The sequence below is a fragment of the Variovorax paradoxus B4 genome (assembly GCF_000463015.1).
Lineage (GTDB): Bacteria > Pseudomonadota > Gammaproteobacteria > Burkholderiales > Burkholderiaceae_C > Variovorax > Variovorax paradoxus_E.
This window is the reverse complement of record NC_022247.1, coordinates 3047028-3065734: the sequence shown is the minus strand read 5'-3', so window position 1 is coordinate 3065734 and position 18707 is coordinate 3047028. Positions and strand designations below refer to the sequence as shown.

Here is an 18707-nt window from a genome sequence, read left to right as displayed (position 1 = left end):
CGCTGCCGGCCTTTTTCTTTGGGGCCGGAATTTACCTGTACCGCACATCTTGATTCTTCCCGAGCTCAGTCAGGAATGGAAAACCGGCCTCTCTTTGGCCTGGAGCGGCTATATCGCCGTGCTGTCGGTCTGGATCGTGATGCAGAAGCGCGCGCCGGTGTCCACGATGAGCTGGATCCTGTCGCTTGCGCTGTTGCCGTTCGCGGGCTTCGTCATCTATTACTTCCTGGGGCCGCAGCGCCTGCGCAAGCAGCGCGTCAAGCGCTTGCGCAGCCGCGCCAGCGCGCACACGCAGGCCGACCTGGCGCGCGTGCGCGACGCGGCCCAGAACGCGCCCCCGGCGCTGCAGCAGATGGCGCGGCTGGGCACTGCGGCCTGCGGGCTGCCGGTTTCCAGCGCGATGGGCGTGGCGCTGCTTTCGGGTGGCGCGCGCACCTTCGACGCCATTTTTGACGCGGTGCGCGCGGCGCGCGACCACATCCATCTCGAGTACTACATCTTCGAGCCCGACAAGATCGGCACCGCGTTGCGCGACCTGCTGGTGGAACGCGCCCGGCAGGGCGTGGCCGTGCGCCTGCTGCTCGACGCACTGGGCTCCAAGCGCATCGGCCGCAAGTTCATGGCGCCCCTGCATGCCGCGGGCGTGCAGGTTGCGCTTTTCCACGACACGCGCATCGGCCGCCGCCTGCGCCCGGTGACCAACTACCGCACCCACCGCAAGATCGTGGTGTGCGACGGCCGCGTGGGTTTTACCGGTGGCGTGAACATCACCGACGAGGAAGACAAGCGCACCCGCCCCGACGCCTACCATGACGTCCACCTGCGCATCGAGGGCAGCGCGGTGCGCTGGCTTCAGACCACCTTTCTCGAGGACTGGACCTACGCCACCGGCGAAGATCTGCGCAACATCGACCACCTGATGGGCGCCATGCTGCCGCAGGTGGAAGCCGGCGACATTCCGGTGCAGATCGTGACCAGCGGCCCGGACAACATGCTGGAACCCATCCACCGCATGCACGTGGAGGCGATTCATTCGGCGAGCGAGCGGGCATGGCTCACCACGCCTTACTTCGTGCCCGGCGAGCCCGCCATGATGGCGCTCACCAGCGCGGCGCTGCGTGGCGTGGACGTGCGCCTTCTGGTGCCGCGCCGCAGCGATTCGGCCATTGTGAGCGCGGCCGCGCGCTCCTACTTCGACGAACTGATCGCGTCTGGCGTCAAGGTATGGGAGTACAAGGCGCGCATGCTGCACTCCAAGACCTTGGTGGTCGACGACCATTGCGCGATGATTGGTACCGCGAATTTCGACAACCGCAGCTTCAGGCTCAATTTCGAAGTGAGCGCGGTGGTCTACGGCCCCGAGCTGGCACGACCCCTGGCCGCGCAGTTCGAGACCGACCTCCACAGTTCCGGCGCGGTGCGCGCCCACCGGCCGCAAAGTTTCTGGCGCCGCCTCGGCGACGCGCTTGCACGATTGTTTTCCCCCTTGCTCTGAATGAACCACACCTTTCTCTGGCACGACTACGAAACCTTCGGCGCCGTGCCGCGCCGCGACTGGCCATCGCAGTTCGCCGCCATCCGCACCGACGCCGAGCTGAACGAGATCGGCGAGCCGCTGATGATCTATTGCAAGCCGGCGCCCGATTACCTGCCCAGCCCCGAGGCCTGCCTGATCACGGGCATCACGCCCCAGCTCTGCCTCGAGCGCGGCATCCCCGAGCACGCCTTCGCCGCGCAGATCGAGAAGGCTTTCTCGCAGCCCGGCACCATCGGCGTGGGCTACAACACCATCCGCTTCGACGACGAGGTCACGCGTTTCCTGTTCTGGCGCAATCTCATCGATCCATATGCGCGCGAGTGGCAGAACGACTGCGGACGCTGGGACCTGCTCGACGTGGTGCGCCTCACCTACGCGCTGCGGCCCGAAGGCATCGAGTGGCCGAAGAAGGAAGACGGCAAGCCCAGCTTCAAGCTCGAAGACCTGGCGCGCGCCAACGGCCTGCTGCACGAGTCGGCGCACGATGCGCTTTCCGACGTGCGCGCCACCATTGCCTTGGCGCGGCTGATTCGCGAGCGCCAGCCCAAGCTGTTCGACTTCGCTTTCGGCCTGCACAAGAAGGACCGCGTCGCCAGCGAGCTCGGCCTGCCGGCCATGCGCGAGACGGCCCGGCCTTTCCTGCACGTGTCGGGCATGTTCCCGGTCGAGCGCGGCTGCCTCGGCGTGATGTGGCCGCTCGCGAGCCATCCGACCAACAAGAACGAACTGATCGCCTGGGACTTGGCCCATGACCCCAGCGAGCTGCGCGACCTCGACGTCGAGACCTTGCGCCTGCGCCTGTTCACGCGCACCGCCGACCTGCCTGAAGGCGTGGTCCGCCTGCCGGTGAAGGGCATTCACCTCAACAAGTCGCCGATGGTGGTCGGCAACCTGCGCACGCTGGCACCCGCGATGGCCGAGCGCTGGAACGTCGATCTCGATGCGGCGCTGCGCCACGCGGCCATCGCACGCGAGCTGCCCGACATGAGCGCCATCTGGTCGCAGGTGTATGCCCGCCCCAAGGAGGCGGCGCCCGATGTCGACGAAGACCTCTATGGCGGCTTCGTCGGCAACGGCGACCGGCGCCGACTGAACCAGCTGCGCGCGCTGTCGCCCGAGGAACTCGCCAAGGACCGCACCGGTTTCGACGACGGGCGGCTCGAGGAAATACTCTTTCGCTACCGCGCGCGCAACTGGCCCGAGATGCTCGGCGCAGGGGAGGCCGAACGCTGGGAGATGCACCGCGCGGCCAAGCTGTTCGACGGCGAGGGCGGAGCGCGAACCATCGAAGCGCTGTTCAGCGAAATCGATGCGCTCTCGGAAACAGTCGACGAACGGGGCGAGGAACTGCTGGGCGCGCTGTACGACTATGCAGAGGCCATTGCGCCTTCTCGCTAGCCGGAAGGCGGTCGACCGCATGACCATGGCCGCGCATGGCCGCGCATGGCCGAATGCTGGTCGCCGGTTTCATGGTCTCGATGCTGGCGGCTTGCGGCGCGTTGCAGCCTGCGCCGCGTCAGGCCGCCGATGCCGCGGCCTACCGCGCCTCGACGCTCGGCGCCTGCGATGAAGGCGGTGATCGAGTGGCCGGCCGGGCAGGTTTGTCGACCGATCGAATGAACGCGTCCACGTCGGCGGTATAGGCGCCAGGCAGACCCAGTTCGGCATCGATCGCCGCGTGCGAGAGATCCAGCGGCAGCAGGTCCGCCCGGCCACCGGCCGAGGCCACGCGCGCGGCGAACTGCCGCGCCTGCGCGCAGGAGCCGTCGCGCCGCTGCGTCGAGCACACCAGGAGCATCGGCGGAGCGTCCGGCGCGAGTGTTTCGGTCGGCGACACCGCACGCCAGAGCGCCGCATCGTTGCCGAACACGCGATCGTAGAACGGGAGGTGGCGGCGCTGCATCAGCGCCACCGTGTCGAGGGCGGCGCTGTCGAGCGCAACCGTTGCGAGCCAGCGGCGGGCGCCTTGTTGCCGCGCGATGGCAGACGAGGCGCCGATCAGCGCCACCAGATGTGCGCCGGCCGAATGCCCAACGAGCACTAATCTCGAAGGGTCGGCGCCCCAGGAAGCCGCATGGGCCTGCGCTGCGGCCACTGCGCGGGCGACGTCTTGCGCCTGTTCCAGCGGCGTCACCTGCGGCACGAATCGATAGCCCACGGATACCAGGATGAAACCCTGCCCGCGTACCCAGTGCTCGACCTTGCGGTCCACCACCGAGGCCGCGCCCTTGTTTCCGAACATCCAGGCGCCGCCGTGCACCATCACGAGCACGGGTGCGCCGCGGGGCTGCTGTGGGAGGTAGACGTCCATGCGCTGTTGCGCGTCCGGGCCATAGGGCATGTCGGCGAGCAGGCGCACGTTGGTGGTCGACGGCGTCGGACCCGCCTCTTGCGCCACGGCCGGCGGCAGCGCCAGCAGCAATGCCATGCAGACCATCGGCAGACGCTTCACGAGGAGACTCCCGGAGGACCGAGCAGGATCGAAATTCTTGCGCCCCAGCCCTTCGCCCTCCAGAGGTCGCGCCCGAGGCGCCCCCATTCGTGGAAGGCGATGCGCAACGGATTGTGGGTGCGCAGCGGGGTAGTGAGTCCGTAGCGGATCGGAACGTCGGCGCGCTCTTGCACGAAGGTACCGAACAGCCGGTCGAACACGATCAGCACGCCGCCATAGTTGCGGTCGAGGTACTCGGGGTTCGAGGCATGGTGCACCTTGTGGTGGGTCGGCGTGTTGAAGATCCATTCCAGCGGACCCAGGCGCGGCATCCACGGCGCGTGCAGCCAGAACTGGTAGAGCAGGTTGGCCGCGAGCGCGGCCAGCACCGCCAGTGGCGGAAAACCCAGCCACACGAGCGGTGCGAAGAAGAGCGCGGTGCCGGTGAGCTTGCCCGTCCAGCCCAGTCGCAGCGCGGCTGCCAGTGTCAACTCGTTGGGCGAGTGATGCACGGCATGCGTGGCCCAGAACCAGCGCACCCGGTGCGCCGCGCGGTGGTACCAGTAGTAGCAGAACTCCTGGCCCACGAAGAGCAGCACGAAGGCCGCGGGCGTCGACAGCGCGATGGTGTCCACGCGATGCGCATGCGCCCAGGCCAGCACAGGCGCGGCAATTGACAGCCCCGCCGCATCGACGGCACGCCGGCCCACCGCATCGGCCAGCGAGGCGCCGTAGGCGCGCCAATCGTAGGAGCGGCGCCGCACGAAGCTCTGGACCAGGCCTTCGAGCGTGGCTGCGGCCAGCACGAAGAAGAGCAGTCCCGCGAGCCAGGGCGCCAGCTCGGGACCCATCGACGACCGGACCGTGTCGAAAGACATGCTATGGCCTCCGGCCGCTGCGCGGCCGCGCAGCGGCGTAGGCCTCGATCTGCGCCATCGTCACGGCGCCGGCCCGCGTGCTGTCGATGGCATCGAAGTCGCGGTAGACCCGCGGCATCTTGCCGCGTGCTTCGTCGCGCGTGAGGCGGCCGTCGGTATTGCTGTCGGCGGCCGCGAAGCGCTTGTGCAGCTCGGTTCGCAGCTGGGCCGTGCGAGAGGCGTCGGCTGTTTGCGCGCAGGCGGCGAAGGAGCTGGCTGCCAGCACCAGGAGCCATGTGCATCGGGTTTTCATGGGGCGTGCGTTCTCGTGTCCGTTCAACGGCAGGCAATGACTGCGCCGCTTGCGCTGTAGCAGGTTGCGGTGTGCGTGACGCCGCTGCCGGTGCCGTAGCTGGTGCTGCTGTGTACGCTGTTGCCGGTGGTGGCGCTGGTGGCGACGCTGCTGCGGCTTTGTGTGACCTGGCCCGAGGCGTCGCGCGTCGCGCTGCCGCTGCTCTGGACGCTGCCGCGGCTGCCGGCCGCCGAGAGGCCGCTGCGATGGCTGGCGGAGCCATCGGGGTTGACCGAGGTGGCGCCGGCGCGCAAGGCGTAGCCGCCGTTCGGACCGTGCCATGCGCCCGCGGCGGTGGCCGTGGTGCCGCCGGCCGCATTGGGGCGCACCACGCGCCGGCTGCCCGCTTCGGCATCGGCGGGCGTGAAACCGGCCGCCAGCAATGCAGCCGACAGGACGCAGGGGGTGGACAGGGAAAGGATGTGGTTCATGCGCGGTACTCCTTGCGATGCCGGCTTCGCACCTCGCGTTGCCGTGGATGCGACTGTGGCCGCGAGGTGTGAGCCAACCATGGCTGCGTCGAGGCCGTTCATGACAATCCGTGAGCGCCCGCGGGCGCTGTCATCGTTTGTCATGATTTACGGCGCCTCCGGGGACCTTGGAGCCCGTTACGATCCTCCGCATGACCGACGCGCTCGCCCGCATCCTGATTGCCGACGACGAAGCCGACCTGCGTGCGCTGCTGCAGCGCTATCTGGGCGACCAGGGTTATGCGGTGCGCACCGTCGACAGTGCCCAGCCGCTCGACAAGCTGCTCGCGCGCGAGCGCTTCGACGTGCTGGTGCTCGACGTGATGATGCCGGGCGAAGACGGCCTGGCGGTCTGCCGCAGGCTGCGTGCGCAGGGCGAGACCATTCCCATCCTGATGCTCACCGCGCGCGGCGATCCGGTCGACCGCATCATCGGCCTCGAGATGGGCGCCGACGACTACCTGCCGAAGCCCTTCAACCCGCGCGAACTGCTGGCGCGCATCCAGGCCCTGGTGCGGCGCCAGCGCATGCTCGGCGCCCACACTGGCCCCATGCCCGAACAGGGCAGCGTCCGGTTCGGGATCTTCACGCTTCACCTGGGGGAGCGGCGCCTCGAGCGTGAAGGCGAGGGCGGCAGCGAGGCCGTGCCCATGACCGGCGGCGAATTCGCCCTGCTGCAGGCGCTGGCGCTGAATCCGAATCGGCCGTTGGGCCGCGATCGCCTGATCGAACTCGCGCATGGCCGCGAGCACGAGGCCACCGACCGCAGCATCGACGTGCAGGTGATGCGCCTGCGCAAGCTGATCGAAGACGATTCCTCGCAGCCGCGCCACATCCGCACCGTGTGGGGCGTGGGCTACGTCCTTGTCCCATGAAACTCCTTCCGCGCAGCCTGTTCGGCCGCAATGCACTGCTGATCGTGGTGTTGATTGCGCTGGGCCAGATCGGCGGTGCGCTGCTGGTGCGCCAGATGGTGCTGAAGCCGCGGCTCGACCAGATTGCCGACAGCGTGGCGCGCAACGTGGGGGCGATCCGCGCCGGCCTAGCGGCGTTGCCGGCCGCGCAGCGGGCGGGATTTGTCGCGGGTTTCAACCAGCGTGCACTTGCCGACCGCAACGAGCCCGCGGGCGAGGGAATGCGCGTGCTGCTCACGCCGCTGGAGCGCGGCTTCGTCCGTGCGGTGTCGGCGCGCGTTGCGCAGCAGGGGGTGGAAGCAGTCTGGCGCCGAGAGGCGGGCGGCAGCCTTGCACTGCGGCTCACGCTCGACGGCGGCGATCACTGGATCGTGATGCCGGGTGTCTTACCCGCGCGCGAATTCACCGGTGCCTGGCTGGCCGTGTCGGTGGGCAGCGCGCTGCTCGCGCTGCTGGGCGCCCTGTGGTTTCAGCACCGTCTCAACCGGCCATTGGCGCGCGTGGTACAGGCAGCGCAAACGCTGGCCGCGGGCCGGGAACCCGCGCCGCTGCCCGAGGACGGGCCGACCGAAGTCGCAACCATGAGCCGCAGTTTCAACCAGCTGGTCGGCAGCCTGCGGCAGACGGAACGCGACCGCGCCCTGATGCTGGCCGGCATCTCTCACGATCTGCGCACGCCGCTCACCAAGTTGCGCCTGGGCGTCGAGATCCTGCGCGACCGGATGGAGCCCGAGCTCGTGAGCAGCATGACGCGCAGCGTGGAGGAAATGGATGCGATCGTCGGGCAGTTTCTCGACTTCGCGCGGGGCGACCAGGCCGAGCCCCTGGTGGACGTCGATCTGGCAGCCCTTGCGGCAGAGGTGCGCGCCGCCATGCGGGACCACGGCGAGTCGGTGCAGGTCGAAGCAGACGGCGGCCTGCCTGCCGCGCCCATGCGGCCGCAGGCGATGCGCCGCGTGATGGTCAACCTGATCGAAAACGCATGCCGCCACGGCCGCCCGCCCGTGCAACTGCATCTGGGTGCCGACGGCGCTCAGGTGTGGTTCGAGGTCATCGATGGGGGGGACGGCATCGCGCCCGGGCAGGCCGAGATGCTCAAGCAGCCGTTCCACCGGGCGGGCGGCGCACGCAACGGCCCGGCGGGCGCAGGTCTGGGTCTGGCCATCGTGGAGCGCATCGTGCGCTCCCACGGCGGGCGCTTCGAGCTGCTGCCGGCCGATGGCGGCGGGCTGAGAGCCCGCGTGGTGCTGCCGCGGGCGCCGGCCTGAGCGCTCGCTGCGTCGGTCAGGCTTTCGGGATCATCCAGCCGGTGTGGCCACCGCGGCCCGGCAGATGCAGCGCGGCCGTGGCCGCCGGCGTTTCCGCGAGCAGTCTGCCCTTGCGGAACACCTTGAGCCGCGTTGCGCGCAGCCGGATCGCCTCGACCGGGTTGCGGGCCTGCAGCAGCACGAAGCTCGCATCGCAGCCTGCCTGGAGGCCGTAGCCCTCCAGGTGCATCACGCGCGCGGCATTCGTGGTGACCGCCTCGAAGCACTGGCGGATGCCGGCCTGGCTCGTCATCTGCGCCACGTGCAGGCCCATGTGCGCCACTTCGAGCATGTCGCCCGAGCCCATGCCATACCACGGGTCCATCACGCAGTCGTGACCGAAGGCGACGTTCACGCCGGCGGCCATCAGCTCGGGCACGCGCGTCATGCCGCGGCGCTTGGGGTAGGTGTCGTGGCGGCCCTGCAGCGTGATGTTGATGAGCGGGTTGGAAACGACGCTGACGCCGCTCTGCGCGATCAGCGGCAGCAGCTTGCTCACGTAGTAGTTGTCCATCGAATGCATCGAGGTGCAGTGCGAGCCCGTCACGCGGCCCTGCATGCCGAGGCGCCAGGTCTCGGCTGACAGGGTTTCGATGTGGCGCGAGAGCGGGTCATCCGACTCGTCGCAATGCATGTCGACCAGCTTGCCGCGCCCGGCCGCAAGCTCCATCAACAGCTTCACGCTGGCGGCGCCATCGGCCATGGTGCGCTCGAAATGCGGAATGCCGCCGACCACGTCCACGCCCTTGTCGAGCGCGCGCTTCAGGTTGTCGACGCCGCCCTCGGAGCGCAGCACGCCATCCTGCGGAAAGGCCACGAGCTGCAGGTCGAGGTATGGGGAGACCTTGCGCTTGACCTCGAGCAGCGCATCGACCGCGAGCAGGCTCGGGTCGCTCGTGTCCACATGCGAACGCACGGCCAGCAGGCCCTTGGCCACCGCCCAGTCGCAATACGCGAGCGCACGCTCGATCAGTGCGTCGGCCGTGAGCAGCGGCTTGAGTTCGCCCCACAGCGCAATGCCTTCGAGCAGCGTACCGCTCTGGTTGATGCGCGGCAGTCCGTAGCTCAGCGTGGCATCCATGTGGAAGTGCGGGTCGACGAAATGCGGTGCGAGCAGCAGGCCTTGGGCATCGAGCTTTTCGAGGGCCGGTGCGTCGAGCCCGGCGGTGACTTCGGCGATGCGGCCGCCCTGCACGGCGATCGACATGCCGGTGCGGCCGTCGGGGAGGGTGGCGTTGGTGATGAGGAGGTCGAGCATCGTGAGGGGCTCCGAGGTGCGGATGCAGGGGATTTTCGGTCGTATGCGCAGCGCAGGTGACCGCGAGGGAGATTTGCTCAGCGCGTGCGCTGCGCCCGATAGCGGTACTGCCCCGGCGCTGGTCCGACCTCGATGGTCACGCGGCGCAGCTTGTCGTCATGCCCGGACGTCGCCTTCGCCGTCACCACGATGCCGCGCGGCGTGGCGCGGCAGGTGAGGTCGGTGAGCGCGATCTCGGCATGGTCGTTGTCGAGTTCGGCGATCGCCACCGTGTGCTCGGCATGCAGGCCGCCATTGGCATCGCGCGCCATCCACTGCACATAGAGGAAGGACTGCGCGTACTGATCCGCATGGACCACCCGGTAGGTGCCCCGATGGTCCTTGCCCCAGGTGCCGCACAGCTGTACCCAGCTGACCGCGTCGGGCGTCTTGAAGGTGTCGTAGCCGTAGTCGCTGCCGAGCGCGTATGCACCTGTGCCGCAAAGCGACAGCACAGCCGCGAGCAACGTTGCAGCGATTGTCTTCGTCGTCAACGCTCCCCCTTGCGATAGGGCTTCATCAGCGCCTGCGGATAGCTGGCCTTGCGCGCCACCAGCACCAGCGCGAGGATCGACAGCAGGTACGGCAGCATCAGGTAGATCTGGTAGGGCAGCACGGCGTCGCCCGATTGCTGCAGCCGCAACTGCAGCGCATCGAAGAATGCGAACAGCAGCGCGCCGAGCAGGGCCTTGCCGGGCCGCCATGAGGCGAACACCACCAGCGCCACGCAGATCCAGCCGCGGCCGTTCACCATGTTGAAGAAGAACGCATTGAAGGCGGAGAGCGTGAGGAAGGAGCCGGCCACGCCCATCAGCGCCGAACCCGCCACGATGGCGCCGGTGCGCGTGGCCGCGACCGACACGCCCTGGCTCTCGGCCGCCTGCGGGTTCTCGCCCACCATGCGCACGGCGAGCCCGAGCGGCGTGCGGTACAGCACCCAGGCGATGGCCGGCACCAGCAGCAGAGCGAGAAGGGTGAGCGCAGTCTGTGCATTCAGGATGGGCACCGGCAGCCACTCCATCGGCGCGAAGGGCGCGATGGTCGGCGGCGTGTTCACCTTCGGAAAGCTCACGCGGTAGCCGAAATAGCTGAGTGCGGTGGCCAGCAGCGTGATGCCCAGCCCCGAGACGTGCTGCGACAGCGCCAGGCCCACGGTGAGAAAGGCATGCAGCAGCCCGAAAGCCATGCCGGTGAGCGCGGCGACGCCGACGCCGGCCCAGAGCGGCGCGCCGGCAAACACCGCGAGCCATCCGGTGAAGGCGCCCGCAACCATGATTCCCTCGATGCCGAGGTTGAGCACGCCCGCGCGCTCGCACAGCAGCACGCCGAGCGTGCCGAGGATCAGCGGCGTGGCGATGCGCAGCACCGCGACCCAGAAGGAGGGATTGGCGAGGATGTCGAGCAGGTCGGTCATTTCATCCGCACCCGGTATTGCGTCAGCAGTGTCGCCACCAGCACCGCGACCAGCGAGGCGGCGACGATCACGTCGGCGATGTAGGTCGGCACGCCCACGGCGCGGCTCATGGTGTCGGCTCCGACCAGCACGCCCGCCACGAACACGCCCGCGGCAATCACGCCCAGCGGATGCAGGCCCGCGAGCATCGCGATCGCGATGCCCGTGTAGCCGTAGCCCGGCGACATGTCGAGCGTGACGTAGCTGGTGCGTCCCGCCACTTCGATGGCACCGGCCAATCCGGCCAGCGCACCCGAGAGCAGTGCGACCATGACCACGGTGCGCGTGACCGGCACCCCGGCAAAGACTGCGGCGCGCGCATTGGCGCCTACCGCGCGGATGTCGAAGCCCAGCACCGTGTACTTGAAGATCGCCCACACCATCACCGCCAGCGACACGGCCCAGAGCAGTCCGGTGTGCACGCGCGTCTGGGCGACCAGCTTGCCGAGTTCGAGGTCGGACTGCAGCGACACGCTCTGCGGCCAGCCCATGGCGCTCGGGTCTTTCATCGGCCCGTCGAGCAGCGCCGACACGCCGAGCAGCACGATGAAGTTGATCAGCAGCGTGGTCACCACCTCGTCGACGCCGAGCTTGTTCTTCATGAGCGCCGGGCCCAGCAGCAGCAGGGCTCCCGCCACGGCGGCGGCCAGCATCATCAGCGGGAATAGCAGCCAGGGCGACAGCTCGAAACCGGTGCCGCCATGCATGCCGCCCACGGCCACGGCGGCGAGGGCACCTGCGAACAGCTGCCCTTCGGCTCCGATGTTGAAGAGCCGTGCCTTGAAGGCGACGGTGGCGGCCAGCCCGGTGAGGATCAGCGGAATCGCGCGTGTCAGCGTCTCGCTCCACGCGAACACCGAGCCGAAGCCGCCCTGCAGCAACAGCGCGTAGGTGCGCCCGACCGGCGCGCCGGCCCAGAGCACGAGCAGTGCGCTGATCGCCATGGTGAACACGATCGCACCGATGGGTGCCAGCACCAGCGCGGTGCGCGAGCTTTCGTGGCGTCGTTCGAGCCGCATCATGGCGTGGCTCCCGCGGGTGGCTGCTGCGGCGGCGCCGCGCCGGCCATCGCCAGCCCGATGGCTTCGCGCGTCCACGCCGCGGCCGGGCGCGCTTCGCCGAGGTGGCCACCGTGCATCACGGCCACGCGGTCGCCGAGCGCGAGCACTTCGTCGAGATCGTCGGAAATCACCAGCACTGCCGCGCCGGCATCGCGCGCCGCGACGAGCTGCTGCTGCACGTAGGCGACGGCGCCGATGTCGAGGCCCCAGGTCGGCTGGTGGGCCACGATCAGGCGCGGCGCGCGTGTCGGGTATTTCCTGTTGTCCGCGTCCTCCTCCTGCTCCGGCGGCAGCAGTGCGCGCCCGAGGATCAGCTTCTGCATGTTCCCGCCCGAAAGCGAACGGGCCGGCGCCATCAGGCCCGCGCCGCGCACGTCGAACGCCTTTTCGATGCGCCGGGCATGCAGCCGCGCGGCCGCACGCCGCACGAACCATGACCAGCGCGAGAAGACGGGGCTGCGCAGCCGCTCCGACACCGCGTTCTCCCACACCGGCAAGTCGCCGACCACGCCGACCGCGTGCCGGTCTTCGGGAATGCGCGCCACACCGCGCTGCACCAGCCGGGCGGGCGAGGGCGGCAACGCGCGGCCCATCAGCAAGGCCGTGCCCGACGTGGCGCGGCGCGTGCCGCACAGCAGTTCGGCCAGCGCCACCTGGCCATTGCCCGAGACGCCTGCGATGGCGGTGATCTCGCCGGCGCGCAGCGTGAGCGACACCTCGCGAAGCCGGTTCTGTCCCCGGTCCTTGTCCGATGCAGTGCTCACGTGGTCCAGCACGCAGACCGCATCGCCCACCGACCTGGCCGGCCGGCGCTGCGGAGCTTCGACCGCATGCCCGACCATCCACAGCGCGAGCTGCGCCTGCGTGGTGTCGGCCGTGCGCGCCTCGGCCACCAGCTTGCCGCCGCGCAGCACCGCAATGCGCTGCGACACGCGCAGCACCTCGCCCAGCTTGTGGCTGATGAAGATCACCGACAGGCCCTGCGCCACCATCTGCACCAGCGTGGCGAACAGGGCTTCGCTTTCCTGCGGCGTCAGCACGGCGGTCGGCTCGTCGAGGATCAGGATGCGCGCGCCGCGGTACAGCGCCTTCAGTATCTCGACGCGCTGCCGCTCGCCGACCGAGAGGCTGCCGATCTTCGCGTCGGGCTGCACCGGCAGGCCGAAGCGCCGTGCCACCTCGAGCAGCTTCGCGCGCGCAGCCGCCCGGCGCGAGACCGGCCGCCAGAGCGGCTCCGTGCCCATCATCACGTTGTCGAGCACGCTGAGGTTGTCGGCCAGCGTGAAGTGCTGGTGCACCATGCCCACGCCCGTGGCCAGCGCCGCCCTGGGATTGCCCGGCGGCAGCGGCGCGCCGAAGACTTCGATGCTGCCTTCGTCCGCGACATAGTGGCCGAACAGGATGGACATCAGCGTCGACTTGCCTGCGCCGTTCTCGCCCAGCAGCGCAAGCACTTCGCCCGCGTGCAGGTCGAGGGAGACGGCGTCGTTGGCGACGAGGGAGCCGAAGCGCTTGGTGATGCCCCGCAGGCGCAGAACAGGGGCGCCGGTCACTTCCACGCAGCCAGGAACGCCAGCATGACCTTGGCCGAGTTGTCGGCCGCAATGCCCATGAAGGTGCCCATCTCGTTCTCGCCTTCGCCGCCGCCCGCAAGGTCGCTGAGGGAGCGGAAGGCGATGTAGGGCACGCCGTTGCTGTAGGCCACCATGCCCACGGCCGCCGTTTCCATGTCGAGCACGTTGGCCTGGAAGGTCTTGAAGGTGTATTCGCGATACGCCTTGTTGTCCATGAAGGCCTGGCCCGAGACGCCGTTGCCGCCGATGACGAGCTGGGGCTTGCGCGCCAGGCACTTGCCGGCGCTGCAATTCGCCAGGTCGACATTGCGGATGCTGCGCGCCACCTCGAGCATCCTGGGGTCGGCCTCGAACCAGAACTTGCGCACGATCTGCGGATGCGCCGCGGAGCGCACTTCCACCGGGCGCGGATGCATCATGCCGAAGTTGGGCAGCGTGGCATCGGTGATGAAGGGCGGCGCGGTGAACTTGCCGGGCGCTGTTTCGCGCGCCATCAGCACCTCGAGGTACTGGCCCCATTGAGCGGGAACCGTGACGTCGCCCACATGCAGCTGCGGATTCACGCCCCCCGCGATGCCGCTGAACACGATGTGGGTGACGCGAAAGCGGTCGAGCGCCAGCTGCGTGTTCATCGTCGCGTTGGTCATGCTGATGCCGGAAAGGAACAGCACGACCGGCTTGCCTTCGAGCGTGCCGGTGGTGAACTCGACGCCGTTGGCGCTGTGCTTCGCCGGCCCCTGGAGCCGGTTCAGCAGCAGCGTGAGCTCGGGCTGGAACGCCGAGATCACCGCGATGCGCGGCGTGTCGTCCAGCCGCACGCTGCTGCTGGTGCCGGTGTCGGGGCCCTTGTAGACGTCGGCACAACCTGCGAGGCCGAAGGCCAGCACGCCGGCCGCGAGAAGAGAACGCCAGCGTATCGTCATCGGCCTCCTCACTTCGCGGTCGATTTGGGTTGGGAGTCGTCGACCTTGATGGCGACCTTGCCCGAGAGGATGTCGGCCTGCTTGGCCTTGACCTTGGCGACGATGTCCGCCGGCACCTTCTTCTCGAAAGTACCCAGCGGCGCGAGTTCGGAGCCCTTGTGCTTCATCATCGAGTAGGGGCCGTAGTCCTCGGCGGCGAACTTGCCTTCCTTCACGAGCTTGATTGCGCGGTCGGCCGAGGGCTCGAAGTTCCACAGCGCGGAAGCCACCACCGTGTCGGGGTACTGCGCCTGCGTGTCGATCACGTTGCCGATGGCGAGCTTGCCTTTTTCCTTGGCCGCGTCCGAGACACCGAAGCGCTCGGCGTACATCACGTCCGCCCCCTTGTCGATCATCGCGAAGGCCGCTTCCTTGGCCTTGGGCGGATCGAACCAGCTGTTGATGAAGCTGACGCTGAATTCGACCTTGGGATTGGTTTCCTTCGCACCGGCCATGAAGGCATTCATGAGCCGGTTCACTTCAGGGATCGGGAAGCCGCCGACCATGCCGATGCGGTTGCTCTTGGTCATGCCGCCGGCCACCATGCCGCTCAGGTACGCCGGCTCCTGGATGTAGTTGTCGAACACGCTGAAGTTGGGTGCCTGCGGCTTGAGCGAAGATCCCATGAGGAAGGCGACCTTGGGGAAGTCTTTCGCAACCTTGCGTGCCGCGGCTTCCACGCCGAACACCTCGCCGAGGATCAGCTGGTTGCCGCCGGTGGCGTACTCGCGCATCACGCGCTCGTAGTCGGCGTTGCTGACGTTCTCGGTCGCCTTGTATTCGATCTCGCCGCGCGCCTCGGCCGCCTTGAGCGCCTTGTGGATGCGGCCCACCCATTGCTGCTCGAAGGGCACGGTGTACACCGCCGCCACCTTGAGCTTGGCCTGCGCGAGTGCAAGGCCGGGCGCGCCGGCCGCAAGCGCTGCGGCAATGGCGGCGGAACGAATGATCAACTGACGGCGTGCTGTCACGGTGCTTCTCCTCGAGGTATGGAAATCTTCTTGTTGCTGCCGAATCGACAACGGCCGCCGCCAGAGAGCGTCGGCCTTACTTCGTGCCGAAGATGCGGTCGCCGGCGTCGCCCAATCCGGGCAGGATGTACCCGTGGCTGTTCAGCTCCCGGTCGATCGCGGCGGTGTAGATCGGCACGTCGGGATGGGCCTTCTGCATGGTCGCGATGCCTTCGGGGCAGGTGAGCAGGCAGACGAACTTGATCGACTTGGGGTTGAGTTCCTTGAGCCGTTCGACCGCGGCCACCGCCGAGTTGCCGGTGGCCAGCATCGGGTCGACCACGATCACGTCGCGGTTCTCCATTTCGCCGGGCATCTTGAAGTAGTACTCGACAGCGGTCAGCGTCTTCGGGTCACGGTACAGGCCGATGTGGCCGACGCGCGCGCCCGGCACCACGGTCAGCATGCCGTCGAGGATGCCGGTGCCCGCGCGCAGGATGGACACCAGCACCAGCTTCTTGCCGTCGATGACCTTGGCCTGCATGGTCTCGAGCGGGGTCTCGACCTCGATGTCCTGCATCGGCATGTCGCGCGTGACCTCGTAGGCCATGAGCATGCTGATTTCGTTCAGGAGCCGGCGGAAGCTGTTGGTGGAGGCGTCCTTGCGGCGCATTAGCGTGAGCTTGTGCTGGACGAGGGGGTGATCGACGAGGTGGACGTTGCTCATTGGATTTTCTCTGCCGTTGCTGGACCGGGGAGTCTAAAAGACGGTGCCGTCGCTTTCGATCAGGAGCGGTGGCGATCCGTCTCGCAAGCGCTGTGCCAGCACGCGGCCGGCGGCCCAGGTGCCGCCCTCGAGCACGCAGGCCAGCGGCAGTTCTTCCTCGGTGCGGTCGAGGATCTTGCGCACGTGCGGCACCAGTTCGTCGAGCAGTGCGACGGTGAGGGCGCGCCATTCGACGATGAATTCGTCGCCGGCTTTCCAGGTGCGCGAAAGAAAGACCGGGTCCTTCGGCACGATCACGCCACTGTCGATCAGCAGGCCGCCGTTGCGGTATTCGGGCAGGGCGGTGAGCGCGTCGAGGTGGCGCACCTTCACGCCGGCCCACTCGAAGGGTTCGAGCAGCGAATAGGTCAGCCATTGCGACAGCTTGTGGAACGGCATCCAGCCGTTGGTGAGGCCGGGGCCGCGCACCGCGCTGTGGCGCCAGCAGTCGCCCAGCGCAAGTGCCGGGTCGCTCGAGCCGATGCCGCCCGTGGTGTCGCTGCCGCCGAGTGCAATGCTGTCGATGGTGTTGGCGGAGGGCCAGATGCCCGAGAGCGTTTCGAGCAGCAGCGAGAGGATCTGGTGCGCGGTGATCTCGGCCGTGGGCGGCGCGGCCGCGCCGAACGGGGCGACCAGCGCATCGAACATGCCGGCGGGCCGCCCGTCGTCGCCAAAGGTCTCGGGTTGCTCGCTCATCGCCTCGCCGAGCCGGCGCAGCAGCACCGCGCGGCCGGCCAGGCCCACCAGCGGATTCACGTCGCTGACCTGGAAGGCGTCGCCGAGCCGGTCGGTCACCAGGCCGCGCAGGCCGGCGGCATCGGCTTGCAGCGGATGGTCGGGGTTGGACGAGAACAGCCCGCTCGTGAAGGCATGGAAGCTCGCGATGGCCAGGCCCTCGGAGCGCGAGAAGTGTTGGCCGGTGGCGGGCTCGGTGTAGTGCCAGCCAGGGCCTGCGCCGGCATCGAGCAGCACGCTCACCAGCACGAGGTCGATGTGCGCGCTGGCGCGCTGCCGCGCATCGACGCCCTTGCCGAGCAGTTCGTCGAGCTGCTTCAGCCGGTCGACGCCGCCGGCCTCGAAGTGGCGCCAGCGGCTGTGGTACGGGATGGTGTCCCAGGGATAGCGCTCGCGCGTGACCTCGGCGACGGTGCGCGCCGCGTCTTCGAGCACGTCGCTGCCGGCGATGCGGAACCACTGCGACTCGCCCCGGCGCGCGCGCGCCAGCAGCGCCGCCGCGCGCTCGCGGATGGCAGCGGTCGTGCGCAGCACGGTGGCGGCGCCCGCGGGGTGGCTGGTATCGGGAGCGAACTCGATCGCCGGATCGATGTCGCCCGCGCTGCCCGGCGGCAGGCTGCCCGAGCCGTCGGCAGGCAGGTAGTCGCTGCTGTTGTTGTCCTTGTTGCCGTTCATTCGCTCAATCCCCGGCCCTTGGCCTTCTTGAGTTCCTCGGCGTCCGGTACCGGGCCGGGCGTGAAATAGCCGGCGGCCATCTTGGCGTCCATCTCGACGCGGGCGTCCGCCGGAATCAGTTCGTCCGGAATGTTCACGCGCTCGCCGATCTCGATGCCCGAGCCGGTGATGGCGTCGAACTTCATGTTGCTCATCGACACGAGGCGATGGATCTTCTTGATGCCGAGCCAGTGGAAGACGTCGGGCATCAGTTCCTGGAAGCGCATGTCCTGCACGCCGGCCACGCATTCGGTGCGCGCGAAATACTGGTCCGCCGTGTCGCCGCCCACCTGGCGCTTGCGTGCGTTGTAGACCAGGAACTTGGTCACCTCGCCGAGTGCGCGGCCTTCCTTGCGCGAGTAGGCGATGAGGCCGACGCCGCCGCGCTGCGCGCCCTGGATGCACTCCTCGATGGCGTGCGTGAGGTAGGGGCGGCAGGTGCAGATGTCGGAGCCGAACACGTCGGAGCCGTTGCACTCGTCGTGGATGCGCGCCGTCAGTTCGACCTCCGGGTTGGCCAGGTCGCGCGGGTTGCCGAAGATGTAGAGCGTCTGCCCGCCGATGGGCGGCAGGAACACCTCGAGGTCGGAGCGCGTGACGAGTTCGGGGTACATGCCGCCGGTTTCCTCGAACAGCGTGCGGCGCAGGTCGGTTTCGGAGCAGCCGAAGCGCCGCGCCACTTCGGGCAGGTACCACACGGGCTCGATGGCGGCCTTGGTCACCATGGCCGCGCCACCCGCGGTGAGGAAGTGGCCGTCGGCCTTGAGCCGGCCGCTCTGCAGCGCCTCGATCACCTCGGGCAGGATCACGTGGGCCTTGGTGATCGCGATGGTCGGGCGGATGTCGTAGCCCGCGGCCAGCTCGGTGGAGAACACATCGGCCACCAATGCGCCCCACGGGTCGAGGGAGACGATGCGCCCGGGCTCGCTCCACTGCGGGTACGGGCCGATCACGTCGGTGGGCGCGGTGTTGGTCAGGTCGGCCTTGTGTTCGCGCTTGAGGGCGCCGGCTGCCACGGCCAGTGCGCGATAGACGCTGTACGAGCCGCTGTGCGTACCGATGACATTGCGATGCGCCCGCTTCGTGGTGGTGCCCACCACGGGTCCGCGTTCGGTGGCGGTGGCCGCACCCCAGCGGATGGGCAGCGCGCCGAAGCCGCCGGCATGGGAGGTCAGCCGGATGTGGCCGGTCGACGAGGAAGGGTGGAGCGGGGGAAGGGGTGAGACGGGGATCGCTGAAGTCGAAGGGACGGCGGGGATCGCGGAAATCTCGGGAATTTCAGAAGGGGTCGCTGTGCTATCTGCGGACATTGGAGGCCCTCAAAAAA

At 68.6% G+C, this 18707-nt stretch carries 18 protein-coding genes; 4 read left to right on the top strand and 14 right to left on the bottom strand.

The genetic code is table 11. The annotated features are described in order from the left end of the window. Positions 1-49 precede the first annotated feature (49 nt). Together cls and sbcB are read left to right on the top strand one after the other, a co-directional pair. Positions 50-1495, top strand: a complete 1446-nt coding sequence (gene cls, locus VAPA_RS14270) for a cardiolipin synthase (RefSeq protein WP_021007485.1) — start codon at positions 50-52, stop codon at positions 1493-1495. Continuing rightward, positions 1496-2935, top strand: coding sequence for an exodeoxyribonuclease I (gene sbcB / locus VAPA_RS14265; protein ID WP_021007484.1), 1440 nt, complete (start codon positions 1496-1498; stop codon positions 2933-2935). It begins immediately after the preceding gene. A gap of 139 nt (positions 2936-3074) precedes the next feature. Here the strand turns inward: sbcB and VAPA_RS14260 are convergent, their stop codons facing one another. From VAPA_RS14260 to VAPA_RS14245, 4 genes are read right to left on the bottom strand one after another with little or no spacing between them, the layout of a single operon-like run. Continuing rightward, positions 3075-3989 (bottom strand): alpha/beta hydrolase, encoded by a 915-nt coding sequence (locus VAPA_RS14260; protein ID WP_021007483.1) that lies wholly within the window; start codon positions 3987-3989, stop codon positions 3075-3077. Beyond that, positions 3986-4846 (bottom strand): sterol desaturase family protein, encoded by an 861-nt coding sequence (locus VAPA_RS14255; protein ID WP_021007482.1) that lies wholly within the window; start codon positions 4844-4846, stop codon positions 3986-3988. Before VAPA_RS14255 ends, VAPA_RS14260 begins: the two co-directional genes overlap by 4 nt. Before the next feature lies 1 nt (position 4847). Then, entirely contained in the window at positions 4848-5138 is a 291-nt protein-coding gene (locus VAPA_RS14250) for an EF-hand domain-containing protein (RefSeq protein WP_021007481.1), read from the bottom strand. A gap of 23 nt (positions 5139-5161) precedes the next feature. Then, the gene (locus tag VAPA_RS14245) at positions 5162-5608 is read right to left on the bottom strand and encodes a hypothetical protein (RefSeq protein WP_021007480.1); all 447 of its coding nucleotides are present in this window, start codon (positions 5606-5608) and stop codon (positions 5162-5164) included. A gap of 191 nt (positions 5609-5799) precedes the next feature. Here VAPA_RS14245 and ompR point away from each other — a divergent pair, with 191 nt between their 5' ends. Next, positions 5800-6522 carry an osmolarity response regulator transcription factor OmpR gene (ompR, locus tag VAPA_RS14240; protein WP_021007479.1) on the top strand — a complete coding sequence of 241 codons (723 nt, stop codon included), beginning with the start codon at positions 5800-5802 and terminating at the stop codon, positions 6520-6522. Then, entirely contained in the window at positions 6519-7829 is a 1311-nt protein-coding gene (locus VAPA_RS14235; protein ID WP_021007478.1) for an ATP-binding protein, read from the top strand. The genes ompR and VAPA_RS14235 overlap by 4 nt, the downstream gene beginning before the upstream one ends. A 16-nt stretch (positions 7830-7845) precedes the next feature. Here the strand turns inward: VAPA_RS14235 and VAPA_RS14230 are convergent, their stop codons facing one another. The 10 genes from VAPA_RS14230 to VAPA_RS14185 all read right to left on the bottom strand — a co-directional run bounded on the left by VAPA_RS14230 (position 7846) and on the right by VAPA_RS14185 (position 18690). Beyond that, complete coding sequence (locus VAPA_RS14230; protein ID WP_021007477.1) at positions 7846-9126, bottom strand: amidohydrolase family protein; 1281 nt, start codon at positions 9124-9126, stop codon at positions 7846-7848. Positions 9127-9203: 77 nt separating this feature from the next. After that, positions 9204-9659 carry a hypothetical protein gene (locus VAPA_RS14225; RefSeq protein ID WP_021007476.1) on the bottom strand — a complete coding sequence of 152 codons (456 nt, stop codon included), beginning with the start codon at positions 9657-9659 and terminating at the stop codon, positions 9204-9206. Continuing rightward, positions 9656-10579 (bottom strand): ABC transporter permease, encoded by a 924-nt coding sequence (locus VAPA_RS14220; protein ID WP_021007475.1) that lies wholly within the window; start codon positions 10577-10579, stop codon positions 9656-9658. Before VAPA_RS14220 ends, VAPA_RS14225 begins: the two co-directional genes overlap by 4 nt. Continuing rightward, positions 10576-11637, bottom strand: coding sequence for an ABC transporter permease (locus VAPA_RS14215; RefSeq protein WP_196232573.1), 1062 nt, complete (start codon positions 11635-11637; stop codon positions 10576-10578). Before VAPA_RS14215 ends, VAPA_RS14220 begins: the two co-directional genes overlap by 4 nt. Continuing rightward, on the bottom strand, positions 11637-13232 hold the full coding sequence (locus VAPA_RS14210) for an ABC transporter ATP-binding protein (protein ID WP_021007473.1): 1596 nt from the start codon (positions 13230-13232) through the stop codon (positions 11637-11639). The genes VAPA_RS14215 and VAPA_RS14210 overlap by 1 nt, the downstream gene beginning before the upstream one ends. Continuing rightward, positions 13229-14176 carry a 5'-methylthioadenosine/S-adenosylhomocysteine nucleosidase gene (locus VAPA_RS14205; protein ID WP_021007472.1) on the bottom strand — a complete coding sequence of 316 codons (948 nt, stop codon included), beginning with the start codon at positions 14174-14176 and terminating at the stop codon, positions 13229-13231. Before VAPA_RS14205 ends, VAPA_RS14210 begins: the two co-directional genes overlap by 4 nt. Positions 14177-14184: 8 nt before the next feature. Further along, the gene (locus tag VAPA_RS14200) at positions 14185-15186 is read right to left on the bottom strand and encodes a BMP family protein (protein WP_021007471.1); all 1002 of its coding nucleotides are present in this window, start codon (positions 15184-15186) and stop codon (positions 14185-14187) included. Positions 15187-15262: 76 nt separating this feature from the next. Then, a complete protein-coding gene (gene upp / locus VAPA_RS14195; protein WP_021007470.1) occupies positions 15263-15892 on the bottom strand; it encodes a uracil phosphoribosyltransferase in 630 nt (209 codons plus the stop codon). Between the two features lie 33 nt (positions 15893-15925). After that, positions 15926-17341, bottom strand: a complete 1416-nt coding sequence (locus tag VAPA_RS14190; protein WP_021007469.1) for a URC4/urg3 family protein — start codon at positions 17339-17341, stop codon at positions 15926-15928. Continuing rightward, positions 17338-18690 (bottom strand): GTP cyclohydrolase II, encoded by a 1353-nt coding sequence (locus VAPA_RS14185; RefSeq protein WP_021007468.1) that lies wholly within the window; start codon positions 18688-18690, stop codon positions 17338-17340. The genes VAPA_RS14190 and VAPA_RS14185 overlap by 4 nt, the downstream gene beginning before the upstream one ends. Between the last annotated feature and the right edge of the window lie 17 nt (positions 18691-18707).